Here is a 15,169-nt window from a genome sequence, read left to right on the forward strand (position 1 = left end):
ATCAATCGGTATTTATTGCAGTTCTTGGTATACGCCCCAGGATTTCTGCCGTCAACAAAGGGGGCTGCGTGAAATAAATATCGGCGCCTCGCGGGGAGGCGCCGATCCAAAAGGCCCGAATAAGGGACGCGGCTTAGCGAACGGGTCGGCCGTTAATCCAGACGGATTGAACCGCCAAAGCGGGCGACAGATGGACCAAATCCGCCCGGCTGCCAGGAGTGATGCGGCCATAGTCGGCGTCTAACCCCAGGAACAGGGCGGGGTAGAGGCTGGCCATGCGCAAGGCTTCCGCCAAGCTGACGTCGAGATGATCCACGGCAAAGCGCAGTGCGGCGTCCATCGTCAGATCAGACCCGGCGAGCGTACCGTCTTCGAGCGTCAGCACCCCGTCCCGGCGAACGACCTTGCGGCCATTGAGGTGGAATTCATCGTCGCTATGCCCAGCGGTCGGCATGGCGTCCGTCACTAGGAACAAACGGGCGGGGCCGCGTTTGGCGCGCAGGGCGATGGCGAGCGCCGCCGGGTGAACGTGATGCCCATCGGCGATGATCCCGCCCCACAGGCCGCCATGATCCAGCGCCGCGCCGACCATGCCCGGCGCCCGGTGCGACAGGGGGGACATGGCGTTGAACACGTGGGTTACCCCACGCGCGCCCGCATCCGCCGCCGCCATCGCAACCTCGTACCGCGCGTCGGAATGCCCGAGGCTGACGGTCACGCCCCCCGCCGCCAAGCGGGCGATCAGGGCCGGGGCGACCCGTTCGGGCGCGAGGGTGAGCAGCAACGGGCGCAAGTCGGTTTCGAGAAGTGCGCTCACATCCGCCTCGGTCAGCGGGCGGATATGGTTGGCGTCATGGGCGCCCTTGCGCGCCGGGGCCAGGAAAGGGCCTTCGAGATGAATGCCCAAAACCCCCGGCACGCTGCGTTGCGCCGCTTTTACCGCGTCGATGGCTTGGCGCATGCGCGCGGCATCGTCGGTGATGAAGGTTGGTAGCAGCGCCGTTGTGCCGTGGCGGGCGTGAGCCTGGGCGAGACGGGCGAGGGCCTCAACTTCCGGCGTATCGTTGAACAGCACGCCGCCGCCGCCGTTGACCTGCACGTCGATAAACCCGGGGGCGAGTAGCCCGCCGGTCAGGGGTTCAACGGGGGTTTCAGCGGGAACCTCCGCCTCCGGCACCACGGCCAAAATGCGGCCTGCCGCGATTAGGGCAGCGTGACCGTCCAGAAAACGGTCGCCGGTAAAAATCCGGGCGCCGGTTAGGGCGAAGCGGGTCATCACACCGTCTCCGTTACTTTCTTCAGGCGGCTCGGGCGGTCCGGGTCTTGCCCGCGCGCCCGCGCCACCTGTTCGGCAAGGGCATAGAAGGAGACTGCCATGACCAGTGGATCGAGCAGCGGGTGCAGGCTGGGGGTGAAGGGCAGGCGGCCCGGCTGGCGCGCCCCGGCTTCGGCAACAAAGACCCGGCCCCCGGCCGCGCGCAGCCGCGCCACAGCGTCGCCCATCGCTTCGAACGCCGCATCCTGCGGGCGGAAGGCGACGATGGGGAAGCCCTGGTCTACCAGTTGCAGCGGCCCATGCATCACCTCGGCGCCGCTAAAGGCTTCGGCGTGCAGCATGGCGGTTTCTTTGAGCTTCAGCGCCGCTTCGGCGGCGACCGGCAGGGCGGGGCCGCGCCCGATGATATAGGCCGACGGTGCGGCGGTCAGCACGGGCAGCAGCTCGCTCCAATCTGCCGCTAGGGCGGTGGCGAAGGCATCCGGCAGCGCGCGGACGGCGGCTTTCAGGGCCGCATCGCCGCGCCATTCTGCGACCAGCGCCGCCAGAATGGCGGCGGACGATAGGAAACTTTTGGTCGCGGCCACGCTGCGCTCTTCCCCCGCATGCAGGGGCAGCACGGCATCGGCCCCCTCGGCAAGCGGCGACGCGGTTTGATTGACGATGGCGACCGCCAGCGCCCCGGCGGCCCGGGCATGGGCCTGTAGCGCCACAATGTCTGGGCTTTTGCCCGATTGCGACACGGCGACGATCACCCCATCCGTCAAGCGTAGCGGCGCGGCATAGAGCGAGGCGATGGAGGGGCCGATGGACGCGACCGGCACGCCCATAACAATTTCCGTCAGATATTTGAAGTAGGCGGCGGCATTGTCCGACGATCCGCGCGCGCAGGTGATGATCACGCGCGGATCGCGGGCGGCCAACTTGGCCGCCGCTGCGTCGAGGGCGGGCTGTTCGCGCTCGAAAAATCGGGCGAGCGCCTCGGGCGCCTCGCGGATTTCAACGGCCATCGCGGTCGGGCCGGGGGTGGGAAGGGTCATTCGTGCCTCAGGTTCAATTCGGCGACGAAATCATAAGCGTCGCCACGGTAGAGGGATTGGGTGAATTCGACCGGCAAGCCGCTGTCGAGATAGGATAGCCGGTCGATGGCCAGCCCGGCGGACCCGGGGGCAACTTCCAGCAATGCAGCATCCTCGCCGCTCAGATTGACGGCATGCAGCCGTTGCAGCGCGCGCACGGGCAGGGCACCGCGCGCTTCGAGCACGGCATAGAGGGAGGTATCGACCGCGTCGGGATCGGGCAGAAAGCGCGTCGGCACCGTTGCGCATTCAATCGCCATCGGAACTTGGTTGGCAAACCGCAGGCGGCGCAAGCGCACAACGGTTTCGTTCGGCGAGAGCGCGAGGCGCATCGCTTCCTGCGGCGAGGCGAGGCTAACCGTTCGCCCCAGCCAATAGACGGTGGCGGTCATGCCGCGCCGGCGCATATCTTCGGTGAAGGAAGTGAGGCGCGACAGCGGCTGTTCCACCCGCTCCGGCTTAGCTGCAACGAAGGTGCCGGACCCTTGGCGCTGGGTCAGCAGCCCTTGATCGACCAGTCCAGCAATCGCCTTGCGCACGGTCACGCGAGAGACGTTGAAGGCTTCAGCAATATCCCGCTCGCCGGGCAGGGCTTCCAGCGGTTTCAGGCTGCCTGCGTCAATTGCCGCCTTAATCTGCTCCTGCAAGCGCAGATACAGGGGTGTGGCCGCGCGCGGGTCGAGGTCGAAAGCCCCCAGCAGATCGGCAACGCGGCTCATGCGGCGGCCTTTCGGCGCGCGAGGATCAGGGCGCCGTCCATCGCATCGCCTTGCGGGCGCACCAGCCGGGCGGTGAGATCGTCGGGCAGCAGCGGCGGATAGACCCGGGCGAGGCCGCCCATCAGCGCGATTTTCTCCGCCCCGAGATCAACGAGCCGGTAGAGTAGGCCCGCCACCTCGGCGGCGCCATCGGCCAGCAGGGCCGTGGCGACGGGATCGCCGACGGTGGCATGGTCGAGCAGCAGCGGTACGAAGGCGCCGTAGTCGCGTGGGGTGGCGGTCTTGCCCCAGACGGCAGCCCCGGCAGGGGTGCCGCCGAAGCGGGCGAGCAGCGCATCGGTAAAGGGGGAGGCGGCAGCAAGCCCGTCATAGGCCAAAATCGCCGTGCGGATCGCCTGCTGACCCAGCCGGGCGCCCGATCCGCCGTCCGACAGTTCGAACCCCCAGCCACCGATAGCTTTTTCCTCGCCCGCGTCGGTCAAGATTTGCCCTTGCGAGCCGGTGCCGATGACCAGAATCGCCCCCGCAGTGCCCCCGTGGGCACCTAGGCAGGCGGTGGCCGCGTCGGAAGCCAAAGCAACGCCTGCAAAGGGGAAGGGGTGGGCGAGCAGCGCGTCATGCAGCGCGCCGACGTTCGCCCCAGCAAGGCCGAACCCTGCGGTAATACGGGACAACGCCGTCTCCGTCAGCCCAGCATCGGCGAGAGCGGCGCGGGTGGCGGTCAAAATAGCGTCAGCGGCGGGCGCGATACCAAGGTTGAGGTTCGACGATCCGGCCAGTCCCTCGCCCAGGCGCGCGCCTGCCGCATCGGTCAACCGGGCGCGGCTGGTTGTGCCGCCGCCGTCAATGCCAAGGAACAATCGGTCCGTCATAGGCGCCTCCTGCCCCGAATTAATACCAATCAGAACCAGTTTGTAAACCCCTTTGCGGGGTTTTGGATATAAAGCGCTGATTTTGCGGAAAAATAGGTTTCAATCGAAAAGATGATTGACGAAAGGTTTTATATTGGTATTGTTTTGTATCACCGCAGCCGCTCATTGGTGTTATCCCGATGCCCTTGCCCGTTACCGAAACTTCGCCCGACGCCTATCGTGGTCTCGACCAATGGCCGAGCGCGCAGATTCTGTCGGCGATTGTTGCGGCGCAGACCCAGGCCGTTGCGGCGGTCGAGGCGGCGGTGCCGGTTCTGGCGGCGGCGGGGGAGGCGATTGCCGACCGGCTTCGCTCTGGCGGGCGCATGGTCTATGTCGGGGCGGGCTCCTCTGGCTTGATGGCGCAGATCGACGCGCTGGAACTGCCCGGCACCTACGGGATTCCGGCTCATCTGACCCCGGTGCTGTTGGCGGGCGGCGATGCCGCGTTGCTGACCATGCCAGCGGCGGCAGAGGACGATGGGGAAGCGGCTGTGCACGCCGTCGTCGCGCAGAAGCTGAGTGCGCGGGATGCGCTCATCGCCCTATCGGCCAGCGGCTATACCCCGTTTCCTCTCGCGGCCTTGCGAGAAGCAAAATGGCGCGGTGCCCTGACGGTCGGGATCGCCAATAATCCCGATACGCCGCTGCTGACCGCAGCCGATTTTCCCGTGCTGTTGGCAACCCCGCCAGAAGTGGTGGCCGGGTCGACCCGGATGAACGCGGGCACGGCGCAGAAATGCGCCCTCAATATGCTCTCGACCTTGATTGCCGTCCGCCTTGGCCATGCGTTCGATGGGCTGATGGTCAATCTTCAGGCCGATAATCTGAAGCTTCGGGGGCGGGCGGTGCGCATCGTCGCGCAAGCCTGCGCCCTGCCGGAACCGGAAGCCGCGGCGCTTCTGGCCCGGGCCGAGGGGAACATTAAGACCGCCATTGTTCTGCACCATATCCCTTCTGCTTCGGTTGCCGACGCGCGGGCGCGGCTGGCGGCGGCGCAGGGGGACGTGCGGGCGGCGCTGGCGGTTCCCCAACCCTAGGCGGCACCTGCCGCCCAATCCAAAAAGGCCGCGTGAACGGCCCGAATTTCTGAACAGACAGCGTTTCACGAACAGGAGAGAGACATGGTGAAGACGAGCTTCCGTACCGCTGCCCTGGCCTCGGTCGGCTTGGCTATTCTCGCGGGGGGCGCGGCCCGGGCTGCCGATACCACGCTGATCATCGAAAGCTGGCGGTCGGACGATCTGCCGATTTGGCAGGATAAGATCATCCCGGCCTTCGAAAAATCCCACCCCGGCATCAAGCTAAAGTTCCAGCCGACGCCGCCGACCGAATATAACGCCGCGCTGAATTCCAAACTGGATGCCGGTACGGCGGGCGATATTATCGCCTGCCGCCCGTTCGACGCCTCGCTGACCCTGTTCCAAAAGGGCAATCTGGCGGCGGTCAATGATATTCCCGGCGTCGATAAGTTCAGCGCCGTGGCGAAATCCGGCTGGTCCACCGACGATGGCAAAAGCACCTTCTGCGTGCCCGTCGCCTCGGTGATCCACGGGTTTATCTATAATAAAGACGCTTTCACCAAGCTCGGCATTAAGCCGCCGAAGACGGAAGAAGAGTTTTTCGCCGCGCTTGAGAAGATTAAGAGGGACGGCACCTATATTCCGATGGCGATGGGCACCAAGGAGCAGTGGGAAGCTGCGACCATGGGCTATCAGAACATCGGCCCGAACTATTGGAAGGGCGAAGACGGGCGCCTCGCGCTTATTCGCGGCAAGCAGAAGCTGACCGACGCCGAATGGGTCGACCCCTATAAAACCCTGGCGAAATGGGCGCCGTATTTGGGCGATGGCTTCAAGGCCCAGACCTATGCCGATAGCCAGAACCTCTTCACCCTCGGGCGCGCGGCGATCTACCCCGCCGGGTCGTGGGAAGTGTCGGGCTTTAATGCCCAGGCCAATTTCAAAATGGGCGTCTTCTTCCCGCCGGTGAAGAAAGCCGGGGATGAATGCTATATCTCCGACCATGTGGACATCGCCCTTGGCATGAACGCCAAGAGCAAGAATGCCGATGCGGCCAAGAAATTCCTGGCTTGGGTGGCCTCGCCAGAGTTTGCGTCGATTTATTCGAACGAGCTGCCGGGCTTCTTTAGCCTGCAATCGACCGCCGTTGATCTGAAAGATCCGCTGGCCAACGAGTTTCTGTTCGGTCGCCAGCAGTGCAAATCGACGATCCGCTCGACCTATCAAATCCTGTCGCGCGGGACGCCGAACCTTGAAAATGAAACCTGGGGCGCCTCGGTGAACGTCATCAACGGCACCGAAACCCCGGATGCGGCGGCCAAGCGCCTGCAAACGGGTCTCGCAAGCTGGTACAAGCCGGCCCAATAAGGCAGGATTCAGCCCCGGCCGTAGCCTTTGGGCACGGCTGGGGCTGACCCTTTTTCGGAGCATCGGCTGCAATGACGCCTGATCCGTCCCCGGCCCGCGCACGGCGCTGGCATATCCTGGTTTTTCTGGCCCCGGCCGTGCTGATCTATTCGGCGCTGATGATCATCCCGTTGATCGATACTCTGCGCCTATCGTTCTTCACACCCCAAGACGGCGGCCAGACCTTCGCCGGGTTTCAGAATTTCATCACCCTGTTCACCGATCCGCGCTGGTCGGTCAGCTTTTGGAATGCGTTGAAGAATAATCTGATTTTCTTCCTGATCCATATGGCGATCCAGAACCCGGTCGGGATTGCGTTGGCGGCGATCCTGTCGGTGCCGAAGCTGGCGGGGCGGGCGTTTTACCGCACGGCCTTCTTTTTGCCGACCATGCTGTCCTTCGTCATCGTCGGGTTCGTGTGGAAGCTCATTCTCAGCCCGATTTGGGGCGTGGCGCCGACCTTGATGGGGTTTGTTGGCTTGAAATCCCTCTTCGGCCCGTGGTTGGGGCAGGAGAGTACGGCGCTGCTCACCGTGTCGCTAATCTCGGTCTGGCAGTTTGTCGGCATCCCGATGATGCTGATCTATGCCGCGCTGATCGCTATTCCCGATGAGGTGGTGGAGGCGGCTGAGATGGATGGGCTGACCGGCTTCCGGCAGTTCTGGAAAATCAAACTGCCGCTGATCTTGCCGACGCTGGGGATCGTCTCGATCCTGACTTTCGTGGGGAATTTCAACGCCTTCGACCTGATCTACACGATGCAGGGCGCGCTGGCGGGGCCGAATTTCTCCACCGATCTGTTAGGCACTTACCTGTATCGCACCTTCTTCGGCTTCCAGCTTCAGCTTGGCAATCCGACGATGGGGGCGACGATTGCAACGATGATGTTCCTCATCATCCTATGCGGGGTTATGGCCTATCTGTTCTTCATTCAGCGGCGCATGCGGCGCTATCAATTCTAGGGGCTAGAACCATGAAAACAGCCCGGTCTTCGCCGCTCACCACCGGCCTTCTGCATCTTGGTCTGCTGGCCTATACGGCGCTCTGCCTTGCGCCGCTGCTGCTGGTGCTGATCAATTCGGTCAAATCCCGCGCGGCGGTGTTCCGCGAACCGATGGCGCTGCCGACGCCGCAGACCTTCGATCTCGCGGGATTTACCCTGGTTCTGGCGAAAGGCGATTTTCTTGGCTATTTCGCCAATAGCTTGATCGTTACCTGCGGATCGCTGTTCTGCGTGCTACTGTTCGGGGCGATGGCGGCCTTTGCCCTGTCGGAATATCGCTTTCGGGGCAATGCGCTGCTGGGCTTTTATCTCGCCATTGGCATTATGATCCCGATCCGCCTCGGCACCATCGGCATTCTGAATATGATGGTCGCGACCAATTTGGTGAATACCCATATCGGGCTGATCCTGGTCTATACCGCGCAAGGGCTTCCCCTGTCGGTCTTTATCCTGACGGAGTTTATGCGCCAGGTATCGGGCGACCTTAAAAGCGCCGCGCGGATCGATGGCCTGTCGGAATATGCCATCTTCTTTAAGCTGGTCTTGCCGCTGGTGCGGCCCGCGATTGCCACCGTGGCGGTCTTTTCGATGATCCCGATTTGGAACGATCTGTGGTTTCCGCTCATCCTGGCGCCCAGCGAGGCGACAAAGACCGTCACCCTCGGCGCGCAAGCCTTCATCGGCCAATATGTAACCAACTGGAACGCCGTGCTGGCCGCGCTAACGTTGGCGATCCTGCCGGTGCTGGTGCTTTACCTCGGCTTTTCCCGCCAGTTGATCCGGGGGATTACTGCTGGGGCGGTAAAATAACCTTCTCTTTTCAGACGTTTTGACCCGGCAGGCGCCGCGCGCCGCCCGGTATGGAGATGCGACGATGGGTTCGCTCCTGCTCGACACTATCAAAAAATCCTTTGGCGCCGTCGATGTCATCAAAGGCGTGGACCTGAGCGTTGCCGACGGCGAGTTTTGCGTCTTCGTCGGCCCGTCCGGTTGCGGAAAATCGACGCTGCTGCGCATCATTGCGGGGCTGGAAGATCAGACCTCCGGTCATCTTGCCATCGACGGCAAGCGGATGGACGCGGTGCCACCGGCGAAACGTGGCATTGCGATGGTGTTTCAATCCTATGCGCTCTACCCGCATCTCGACGTGCGGCGGAACATGGGTCTCGCGCTGGAGCAGGAGGGGGTGAGCAAGCCGGAGATTGCCGCGCGCGTGACCCAGGCCGCTGCCATGCTACGTCTCGACCCGCTTTTGTCCCGCCGCCCGGCGGAACTGTCGGGCGGGCAGCGCCAGCGCGTCGCCATCGGTCGCGCCATCGTGCGCCAGCCCAGCCTGTTCCTGTTCGACGAGCCGCTGTCGAACCTCGATGCGGCGTTGCGCGTCGGAACCCGCATCGAAATCGCTAAGCTGCACCGCGACCTTGGCGCGACGATGATCTATGTGACCCATGATCAGGTGGAGGCAATGACCCTTGCCGACCGTATCGTCGTGTTCAACGGCGGGCGGATCGAGCAGGTGGGCAAGCCGATGGACCTGTACCACCGACCGGCCAACCTTTTCGTTGCCGGGTTCATCGGCTCGCCAACGATGAATTTCCTGACGGGGGAGGCCGCCGCGCGGGTCGGGGCCACGACGCTCGGCATCCGGCCAGAACATCTGCGCCTCGCCGCCGATGGGCCGTGGGAAGGCACAGTGATCCATATCGAATATCTTGGTGCCGATACGATGATCTATGTCGACGTTCCCGGCGCGGGCACCTTGACCGTGCGGGCCGGGGAGGAGAGCGAGCATCGGGTGGGCGAAACCCTGCGCCTCGCGCCCATCGAGGCGAAAATCCACCGTTTTGACGGGGAGGGGCAGGCGCTGGCGCGTTAATCTGCCTATCCTTTCGGCAGAAAACCCCTCTATGGTGGGGCAGGGTAACGGGCGGACGAAGGTGCGATGAAAACGGTCGATTCGGAATGGCTGCGGAAGATCAACCGCTTCCATGTTCTCGATTGCCTGCGCCGCCACGAGCCTATCGCCCGGATCGAGCTGGCTCAGCGCACCCAGCTTTCCCCGGCCACAATCTCCGCCATCGTCCAGGATCTTGAAAGCGAAGGGCTCATCGATCTCGCCGAGCCGGATGCCGCGGGCGGGCGGGGGCGGCCCCGCGTGCTGCTGCGCCTGAAGGCCGAGGCGGCGGCCGTGCTGGGGGTGAATATCTCGGCGGATCGGCTCAGTTTTTCCGTCGCCAATCTGAAGGCCGAAGAAATTCAGGCGCTCGCCCTGCCCGCGCAGCCGAAGCGCGATGGGTTGGCGGCCACGCTGCGCAATATCGAAGCCGGGCTGCGGCGGGCAGTCGAGGCGGCGGATATGGAACTGCACGACATCGCCGGGGTCGGGATCGCGCTGCCGGGCATGATCGACGCCGCCCAGGGGATTTGCCATTGGTCGCCGCTGTTCGGCCCCGGGCCGCTGTCGATTGTTGAACCGCTCGCCCAAGCCCTCGGCGTGCCCTGCGTCATGGATAATGAAGCGCGGCTGGTGGCCTTGGCGGAGGTTTGGTTCGGGGCCGAGACGGCGGAACCCTTTCTGGTCGTTACGGTTGATCAGGGCGTCGGCATGGCGCTGGTTCAGGGCGGGGAGGTGGTGCGCGGCGCCTTCGGCCTGGGGTCGGAGTTTGGCCATACCAGCCACCGGGAAGACGGGCCGCTGTGTCAATGCGGTAAGCGCGGTTGCGTCGAAGCCTTTACCGCCGATTACGCCATCGCCCGCGCCGCCGATCCCTTTCTGTCGCCCGCCCCCCATGCCTCCGCCCAAATCCGCTTTCAGGAAGCGCTAGCGGGCGCGCGGGCGGGGAACGCCGACCTAACGGCGGTCTTTGCCGAAGCGGGGCGGATTTTGGGCCAAGAACTTGCCAATGTTTGCAACCTCTTTAACCCGGCGCGGGTCATCCTAGCCGGATCGGGTATTCGGGCCGGGGGGCTATTGTTGGGGCCGTTGCGCGCGGCGTTCGACGCGCGGCTGATTGCCCCGCTCGCCGGGCGCATTCCGCTAACCCCGCTGCCTGATGGGCTTGATCTTTGGGCGCGGGGCGCGGCGGCGCTGGTCGTGCGCGGGCTCTATTCCGCCCCTTGGCACCGCCCCGCCTGATTTTTCGATCGTTAAAATAAACCGGCTTGCAATCACCTCGAAGCCGTTTTACGATTTTTTTCAGCATCCAAAATAATTAACGCCAAACGGCGCGGATGCCGTCGGGCAAGCCTGCCCGGACCAAAAGCGCCGCAGAGCGCAAACAGGAGGAAACGACACATGAGCCTAAAGACACTCGCCTTGGGTCTCGCCGCTGGCGCATCGCTGCTGGCCCTGGCTACCGGGGCGCAGGCCCAATCGAAGCTGGTCGTCGGTGTGTCCTGGTCGAATTTCCAGGAAGAACGTTGGAAAATCGACGAAGCCGCGATCAAGAAGCAGCTTGCTGCTGTCGGCGCCGAATACATTAGCGCCGATGCCCAGTCGAACCCGCAAAAGCAGTTGGCCGATGTGGAAAGCCTAATCGCGCGCGGCGCTAAGGCCTTGATCGTGCTGGCGCAGGATGCCCAGGCTATTCAGCCCGCCGTCGCCAAAGCCAAAGCCGAAAAAATCCCGGTCCTCGGCTATGACCGGCTGATCGAAGTCCCCGGCGTCTTCTACCTGACCTTCGACAATATCGAAGTGGGGCGGATGATGGCGCGCGAAATTCAGAAGGCTAAGCCGACCGGCAATTACGTGTTCATTAAAGGCTATAATGCCGATCCGAACGCCGATTTCCTGGCGATGGGGTCGAAGGAAGTGCTGAAGCCCGCTATCGACAAGGGCGATATTAAAATCGTTGGCGAGCAATATACGGATCGTTGGCTGCCGGAAAATGCCCAGAAGAATATGGAGCAGATCCTGACCGCCAATAACAATAAGGTCGATGCCGTCGTTGCCGCCAATGATGGTACGGCGGGCGGCGCGGTGGCGGCGATGACCGCCCAGGGCCTGTCCGGTATTCCCATCTCCGGCCAGGATGCCGATCAGGCGGCGCTGAACCGCATCGCGCGTGGTCTTCAGACCGTGACGATCTGGAAGGACGCCCGCACCCTCGGCCAAAAGGCCGCCGAAGTGGCCGCCGAACTCGCCAAAGGCACGGCGATGGACAAAATCCCCGGCTCGTTCAAATGGGGCGACGGGCCGAACAAGGTCTCGCTCGATACTATTCTGCTGAAGCCGGTACCCGTCACCCGCGATAATCTCGACGTGGTGATTGCCGCGGGCTGGAGCACGAAGGAACAAGTGTGCCGCGGCGCGACCAATAATCCGCCGGCAGCCTGCAAGTAACCTTTCTCCTGGCCTTCTCCCCCGGGGCGGTTTGCATCCCGGGGGAGCTTTTCGACCCCGCTGCGGGGGAGTTTTTCCGAATGCAGTCTTTTTCTCTCCGGCGCCTTGCGGCGGCGACGGGGCTGGACACGCGCCTGCTGGCGATGGCCGGTGCCCTGGTGCTGATTGCGCTGGTGTTCAATACGCTTAGCGGCGGCGCCTTTCTTTCCCCGCGTAATCTGTGGAACCTGGCGGTCCAAAGCTCGATGGTGGGGATTCTCGCCACCGGCATGGTGCTGGTCATCGTGACGCGCAATATCGATCTGTCGGTCGGCTCGGTTCTCGGGGCCATCGGCATGGGCGCGGCGGTGGTGCAAGTGCAGATTTTGCCGCCGGATGTATGGTGGAATACGCCGCTGACCATTCTGGCCGCTGTGATTTTCGGCATCATCATCGGGGCATTTCAGGGCTTCTGGGTCGCTTACCGCCAAGTTCCGTCCTTCATTGTCACGCTGGCCGGGTTGCTGGTGTTTCGCGGCGTTGCCTGGATGGTGACGGAAGGCCGTACCGTCGCGCCGATGGAAGAGAGCTTCCAGCTTCTCGGCGGCGGTCTGCGCGGCAGCATCGGCGCGACCTGGAGTTGGGTTCTCGGGCTGTTGGCGATTGCCGCCGTCGTCTATCAGTTGTTCCGCGCCCGGCGCCGTCGCAAGACCTATGGGTTTGCCGAAAAGCCGCTGTGGGGCGACCTGTTGACCGGCGGGCTGTGGATCGCCGCCATCGCCGGTTTTGTGCTGACGATGAATTCCTACAATCGGCCCGGCACCAATATTGCGCAGGGGATTCCCATCCCTGTACTGCTGCTGATTGGCACGATTTTGGTGATGGAAACCATCGCCCGCACCACGCGCTTCGGCCGGTATGTGTTTGCCTATGGCGGCAACCCGGAAGCGGCGCGCCTCGCCGGGATCGATGTGCGTAAGCTCGTACTGACGATCTTCATCATCATGGGCATTCTTGCGGCGGTCGCCGGGATTTTGGCGACGGCGCGGCTCAATGCCGGGGTGAATTCCACCGGTACCTTGGCCGAACTGTCGGTGATTGCCGCCGTGGTGATCGGCGGGACCAGCCTTGCGGGCGGCGCCGGGTCGATTGCCGGGGCGATCCTGGGGGCGGTGATCATGCAAAGCCTTGAAAACGGCATGGTGCTGCTGGGGCTGCCCAGCGCTTTGCAACAGGTCGTCATCGGCCTTGTGCTGATCTTGGCGGTATGGGCCGATGTGGTCTACCGCCGCCGCGTTGCCTGACGGGAGACGTGCAATGCGCACCCCTTTGATTGAAATGCGCCATATTCACAAGCACTTCGGTGGTGTCGTGGCGCTTGATGATGTGTCGGTCACGCTGCACCGGGGCGAGGTTGTTGGCCTGTTAGGCCATAATGGCGCCGGGAAATCGACGCTGATCAAAATCCTGTCCGGCGCCTATGAGGCGGATGGCGGCGAGATTTTGGTCGATGGTCAGCCGGTCACGATCAGCAGCCCGCGCGACGCCCGCGCCGCTGGGATCGAGACGATCTATCAAACGCTCGCGCTGGCCGATAATCTTGATGCGGTGGCGAATGTCTTCCTGGGGCGGGAGATTGTGACCCCCTTTGGGCGGCTCGACGATGCGGCGATGGAACATGCGACGCGCGAGGTTCTGTCGAAGCTGAAGGTCGTCGATCTCAAATCCGTCCGCGCGCCGGTGTCCAGCCTATCGGGCGGGCAGCGCCAATCGATTGCCATTGCCCGCGCCATCCACTTCAAGGCGCAAATCTTGATTATGGACGAACCCTGCGCCGCCTTGGGGCCGCAGGAAACGGCGATGGTGGCGGCGGTGATCCAGGAATTGAAGCGCCAGGGCCTGGGGATTTTCCTCATCAGCCACGATCTGCACGATGTTTTCGAACTGGCCGACCGGCTGACGGTGATGAAGGGCGGCCGCGTCGTCGGCCATTGCCACACGAAGGACGTCAGCCACGATGATGTGCTGGGCATGATCATTGGCGGAAAAATGCCGGATAAGGCCACGGCAACCCTCTGATACAATTAAAGAAGACGCCCGGAGTCGGGCGAAGGAGCGATTATGGGGTACTTCAGCGATCTTCCCACCGTCCGCTACGAGGGGCCGGAGAGCCGCAACCCGTTGGCTTTCCGCTATTATCAGCCGGACCGGCTGGTGCTGGGCAAGCCGATGGTGGAGCATCTGCGCCCGGCGGTGTGCTATTGGCATAGCTTCTGTTGGCCGGGCAGCGATGTGTTCGGCCCCGGTACCTTCACCCGCCCGTGGCTGACCCTGGGCGATGGGTTGGACGCGGCAAAAGCCAAGGCGGATGATGCTTTTGACTTTTTCCAAAAGCTGACCATTCCCTATTTCGCGTTTCACGATGTCGATGCGGTCTCCCTCGGGAATAACCTCACCGAAGCGCGCAGTAACCTCGATGCGATTGCCGATTATTTTGCCCAGAAAATGCAGCAGACCGGCGTGAAGCTGCTGTGGGGCACGGCGAACCTCTTTTCGCATCCGCGCTATCAGGCGGGCGGCGCGACCAATCCCGATCCGGCGATCTTCGCCTATGCGGCGGGCCAGGTGCGCAATATGCTGGAAGTAACCCATCGCCTGGGCGGCAAGAACTATGTGCTGTGGGGCGGGCGCGAGGGCTATGACACGCTGCTGAATACAGATATGCGTCAGGAACTCGACCAATTGGGCCGGTTCTTAAATTTGGTGGTCGAGCATAAGCATAAGATCGGCTTCAAGGGCACGATCCTGATCGAACCGAAACCCTGCGAGCCGACGAAGCATCAATACGACTTCGACGCCGCCACCGTGCACGCCTTATTGGCCAAATACGGTCTGCTGGGCGAAGTGAAGCTGAACCTGGAAGTCAATCACGCCACCCTGGCGGGCCATAGTTTCGAGCATGAGGTCGCCTACGCGCTCGGTTATGGGCTGCTCGGCAGCGTCGATCTTAATCGCGGCGACCCGCAGAACGGCTGGGATACCGACCAGTTCCAGAATGATATTCAAGAAACCACCCTGGTCCTGTATCGCCTGCTGCACGCGGGCGGGCTGGACACCGGCGGCTTTAATTTCGACGCGAAGGTGCGCCGCCAGTCGATCGATGCCGTCGATATGCTGCACGGTCACGTCGGCGGGTTGGACCTGCTGGCCCGCGCCCTGTTGAATGCCGAAGCGCTGCTGGCCGATGGGCAGTTGCCCGGCTTCGTCGCCAACCGCTATGCCGGATGGAAGAGCGGTCCGGGTGCGGATATTCTGGCGGGCAAACTCTCGTTGGTGGAGATTGCCGATCAGGCCGTCGCCGCCCCGGTGCCGCACCCGGTTTCCGGCCGTCAGGAAATGCTGGAAAACCTCGTCCAGCGCTTCATTTAGGA

The 15,169-nt window shown here is 63.2% G+C and carries 14 protein-coding genes; 10 read left to right on the forward strand and 4 right to left on the reverse strand.

All coding sequences use genetic code 11. From position 1 onward, the window contains the following. Positions 1–133: 133 nt before the first annotated feature. From nagA to CHR90_RS03625, 4 genes are read right to left on the reverse strand one after another with little or no spacing between them, the layout of a single operon-like run. The gene (gene nagA, locus CHR90_RS03610; RefSeq protein ID WP_094407618.1) at positions 134–1,276 is read right to left on the reverse strand and encodes an N-acetylglucosamine-6-phosphate deacetylase; all 1,143 of its coding nucleotides are present in this window, start codon (positions 1,274–1,276) and stop codon (positions 134–136) included. Next, the gene (locus tag CHR90_RS03615) at positions 1,276–2,316 is read right to left on the reverse strand and encodes an SIS domain-containing protein (protein ID WP_170941277.1); all 1,041 of its coding nucleotides are present in this window, start codon (positions 2,314–2,316) and stop codon (positions 1,276–1,278) included. Before CHR90_RS03615 ends, nagA begins: the two co-directional genes overlap by 1 nt. After that, positions 2,313–3,074, reverse strand: coding sequence for a GntR family transcriptional regulator (locus CHR90_RS03620; protein WP_094407619.1), 762 nt, complete (start codon positions 3,072–3,074; stop codon positions 2,313–2,315). Before CHR90_RS03620 ends, CHR90_RS03615 begins: the two co-directional genes overlap by 4 nt. Next, entirely contained in the window at positions 3,071–3,946 is an 876-nt protein-coding gene (locus CHR90_RS03625) for a glucosamine kinase nucleotide-binding domain-containing protein (protein ID WP_094407620.1), read from the reverse strand. The genes CHR90_RS03620 and CHR90_RS03625 overlap by 4 nt, the downstream gene beginning before the upstream one ends. A 179-nt stretch (positions 3,947–4,125) precedes the next feature. On the opposite strand from CHR90_RS03625, the gene CHR90_RS03630 reads away from it, so the two are divergent. The 10 genes from CHR90_RS03630 (at position 4,126) to xylA (ending at position 15,167) form a co-directional block, all read left to right on the forward strand. After that, positions 4,126–5,025 (forward strand): N-acetylmuramic acid 6-phosphate etherase, encoded by a 900-nt coding sequence (locus tag CHR90_RS03630; protein ID WP_094407621.1) that lies wholly within the window; start codon positions 4,126–4,128, stop codon positions 5,023–5,025. A gap of 84 nt (positions 5,026–5,109) precedes the next feature. Continuing rightward, positions 5,110–6,375, forward strand: a complete 1,266-nt coding sequence (locus tag CHR90_RS03635) for an ABC transporter substrate-binding protein (protein WP_094407622.1) — start codon at positions 5,110–5,112, stop codon at positions 6,373–6,375. A gap of 71 nt (positions 6,376–6,446) precedes the next feature. Next, the gene (locus CHR90_RS03640; protein ID WP_094407623.1) at positions 6,447–7,376 is read left to right on the forward strand and encodes a carbohydrate ABC transporter permease; all 930 of its coding nucleotides are present in this window, start codon (positions 6,447–6,449) and stop codon (positions 7,374–7,376) included. An 11-nt stretch (positions 7,377–7,387) separates the two neighbouring features. Continuing rightward, positions 7,388–8,227, forward strand: a complete 840-nt coding sequence (locus CHR90_RS03645; RefSeq protein ID WP_094407624.1) for a carbohydrate ABC transporter permease — start codon at positions 7,388–7,390, stop codon at positions 8,225–8,227. A gap of 64 nt (positions 8,228–8,291) precedes the next feature. After that, on the forward strand, positions 8,292–9,293 hold the full coding sequence (locus tag CHR90_RS03650) for an ABC transporter ATP-binding protein (protein ID WP_094407686.1): 1,002 nt from the start codon (positions 8,292–8,294) through the stop codon (positions 9,291–9,293). A 66-nt stretch (positions 9,294–9,359) separates the two neighbouring features. After that, complete coding sequence (locus CHR90_RS03655; RefSeq protein ID WP_094407625.1) at positions 9,360–10,553, forward strand: ROK family transcriptional regulator; 1,194 nt, start codon at positions 9,360–9,362, stop codon at positions 10,551–10,553. Between the two features lie 159 nt (positions 10,554–10,712). Next, positions 10,713–11,759 carry a D-xylose ABC transporter substrate-binding protein gene (xylF, locus tag CHR90_RS03660; protein ID WP_094407626.1) on the forward strand — a complete coding sequence of 349 codons (1,047 nt, stop codon included), beginning with the start codon at positions 10,713–10,715 and terminating at the stop codon, positions 11,757–11,759. An 80-nt stretch (positions 11,760–11,839) separates the two neighbouring features. Continuing rightward, positions 11,840–13,042: a sugar ABC transporter permease gene (locus CHR90_RS03665; protein ID WP_094407627.1), complete on the forward strand. Its 1,203-nt coding sequence runs from the start codon at positions 11,840–11,842 to the stop codon at positions 13,040–13,042. A 13-nt stretch (positions 13,043–13,055) separates the two neighbouring features. Beyond that, positions 13,056–13,817, forward strand: coding sequence for an ATP-binding cassette domain-containing protein (locus CHR90_RS03670; protein WP_094407628.1), 762 nt, complete (start codon positions 13,056–13,058; stop codon positions 13,815–13,817). A gap of 42 nt (positions 13,818–13,859) precedes the next feature. Further along, a complete protein-coding gene (gene xylA, locus CHR90_RS03675; RefSeq protein ID WP_094407629.1) occupies positions 13,860–15,167 on the forward strand; it encodes a xylose isomerase in 1,308 nt (435 codons plus the stop codon). The last annotated feature ends 2 nt before the right edge of the window (positions 15,168–15,169 follow it).

Source organism: Elstera cyanobacteriorum (assembly GCF_002251735.1).
Taxonomy (GTDB): Bacteria; Pseudomonadota; Alphaproteobacteria; order Elsterales; family Elsteraceae; genus Elstera; species Elstera cyanobacteriorum.

Excerpts from the sequence above, each read along its gene's own strand:
- nagA (WP_094407618.1), bottom strand. The coding sequence starts at position 1,276 with ATGACCCGCTTCGCCCTAACCGGCGCCCGGATTTTTACCGGCGACCGT.
- CHR90_RS03615 (WP_170941277.1), bottom strand. The coding sequence starts at position 2,316 with ATGACCCTTCCCACCCCCGGCCCGACCGCGATGGCCGTTGAAATCCGC.
- CHR90_RS03620 (WP_094407619.1), bottom strand. The coding sequence starts at position 3,074 with ATGAGCCGCGTTGCCGATCTGCTGGGGGCTTTCGACCTCGACCCGCGC.
- CHR90_RS03625 (WP_094407620.1), bottom strand. The coding sequence starts at position 3,946 with ATGACGGACCGATTGTTCCTTGGCATTGACGGCGGCGGCACAACCAGC.
- CHR90_RS03630 (WP_094407621.1), top strand. The coding sequence starts at position 4,126 with ATGCCCTTGCCCGTTACCGAAACTTCGCCCGACGCCTATCGTGGTCTC.
- CHR90_RS03635 (WP_094407622.1), top strand. The coding sequence starts at position 5,110 with ATGGTGAAGACGAGCTTCCGTACCGCTGCCCTGGCCTCGGTCGGCTTG.
- CHR90_RS03640 (WP_094407623.1), top strand. The coding sequence starts at position 6,447 with ATGACGCCTGATCCGTCCCCGGCCCGCGCACGGCGCTGGCATATCCTG.
- CHR90_RS03645 (WP_094407624.1), top strand. The coding sequence starts at position 7,388 with ATGAAAACAGCCCGGTCTTCGCCGCTCACCACCGGCCTTCTGCATCTT.
- CHR90_RS03650 (WP_094407686.1), top strand. The coding sequence starts at position 8,292 with ATGGGTTCGCTCCTGCTCGACACTATCAAAAAATCCTTTGGCGCCGTC.
- CHR90_RS03655 (WP_094407625.1), top strand. The coding sequence starts at position 9,360 with ATGAAAACGGTCGATTCGGAATGGCTGCGGAAGATCAACCGCTTCCAT.
- xylF (WP_094407626.1), top strand. The coding sequence starts at position 10,713 with ATGAGCCTAAAGACACTCGCCTTGGGTCTCGCCGCTGGCGCATCGCTG.
- CHR90_RS03665 (WP_094407627.1), top strand. The coding sequence starts at position 11,840 with ATGCAGTCTTTTTCTCTCCGGCGCCTTGCGGCGGCGACGGGGCTGGAC.
- CHR90_RS03670 (WP_094407628.1), top strand. The coding sequence starts at position 13,056 with ATGCGCACCCCTTTGATTGAAATGCGCCATATTCACAAGCACTTCGGT.
- xylA (WP_094407629.1), top strand. The coding sequence starts at position 13,860 with ATGGGGTACTTCAGCGATCTTCCCACCGTCCGCTACGAGGGGCCGGAG.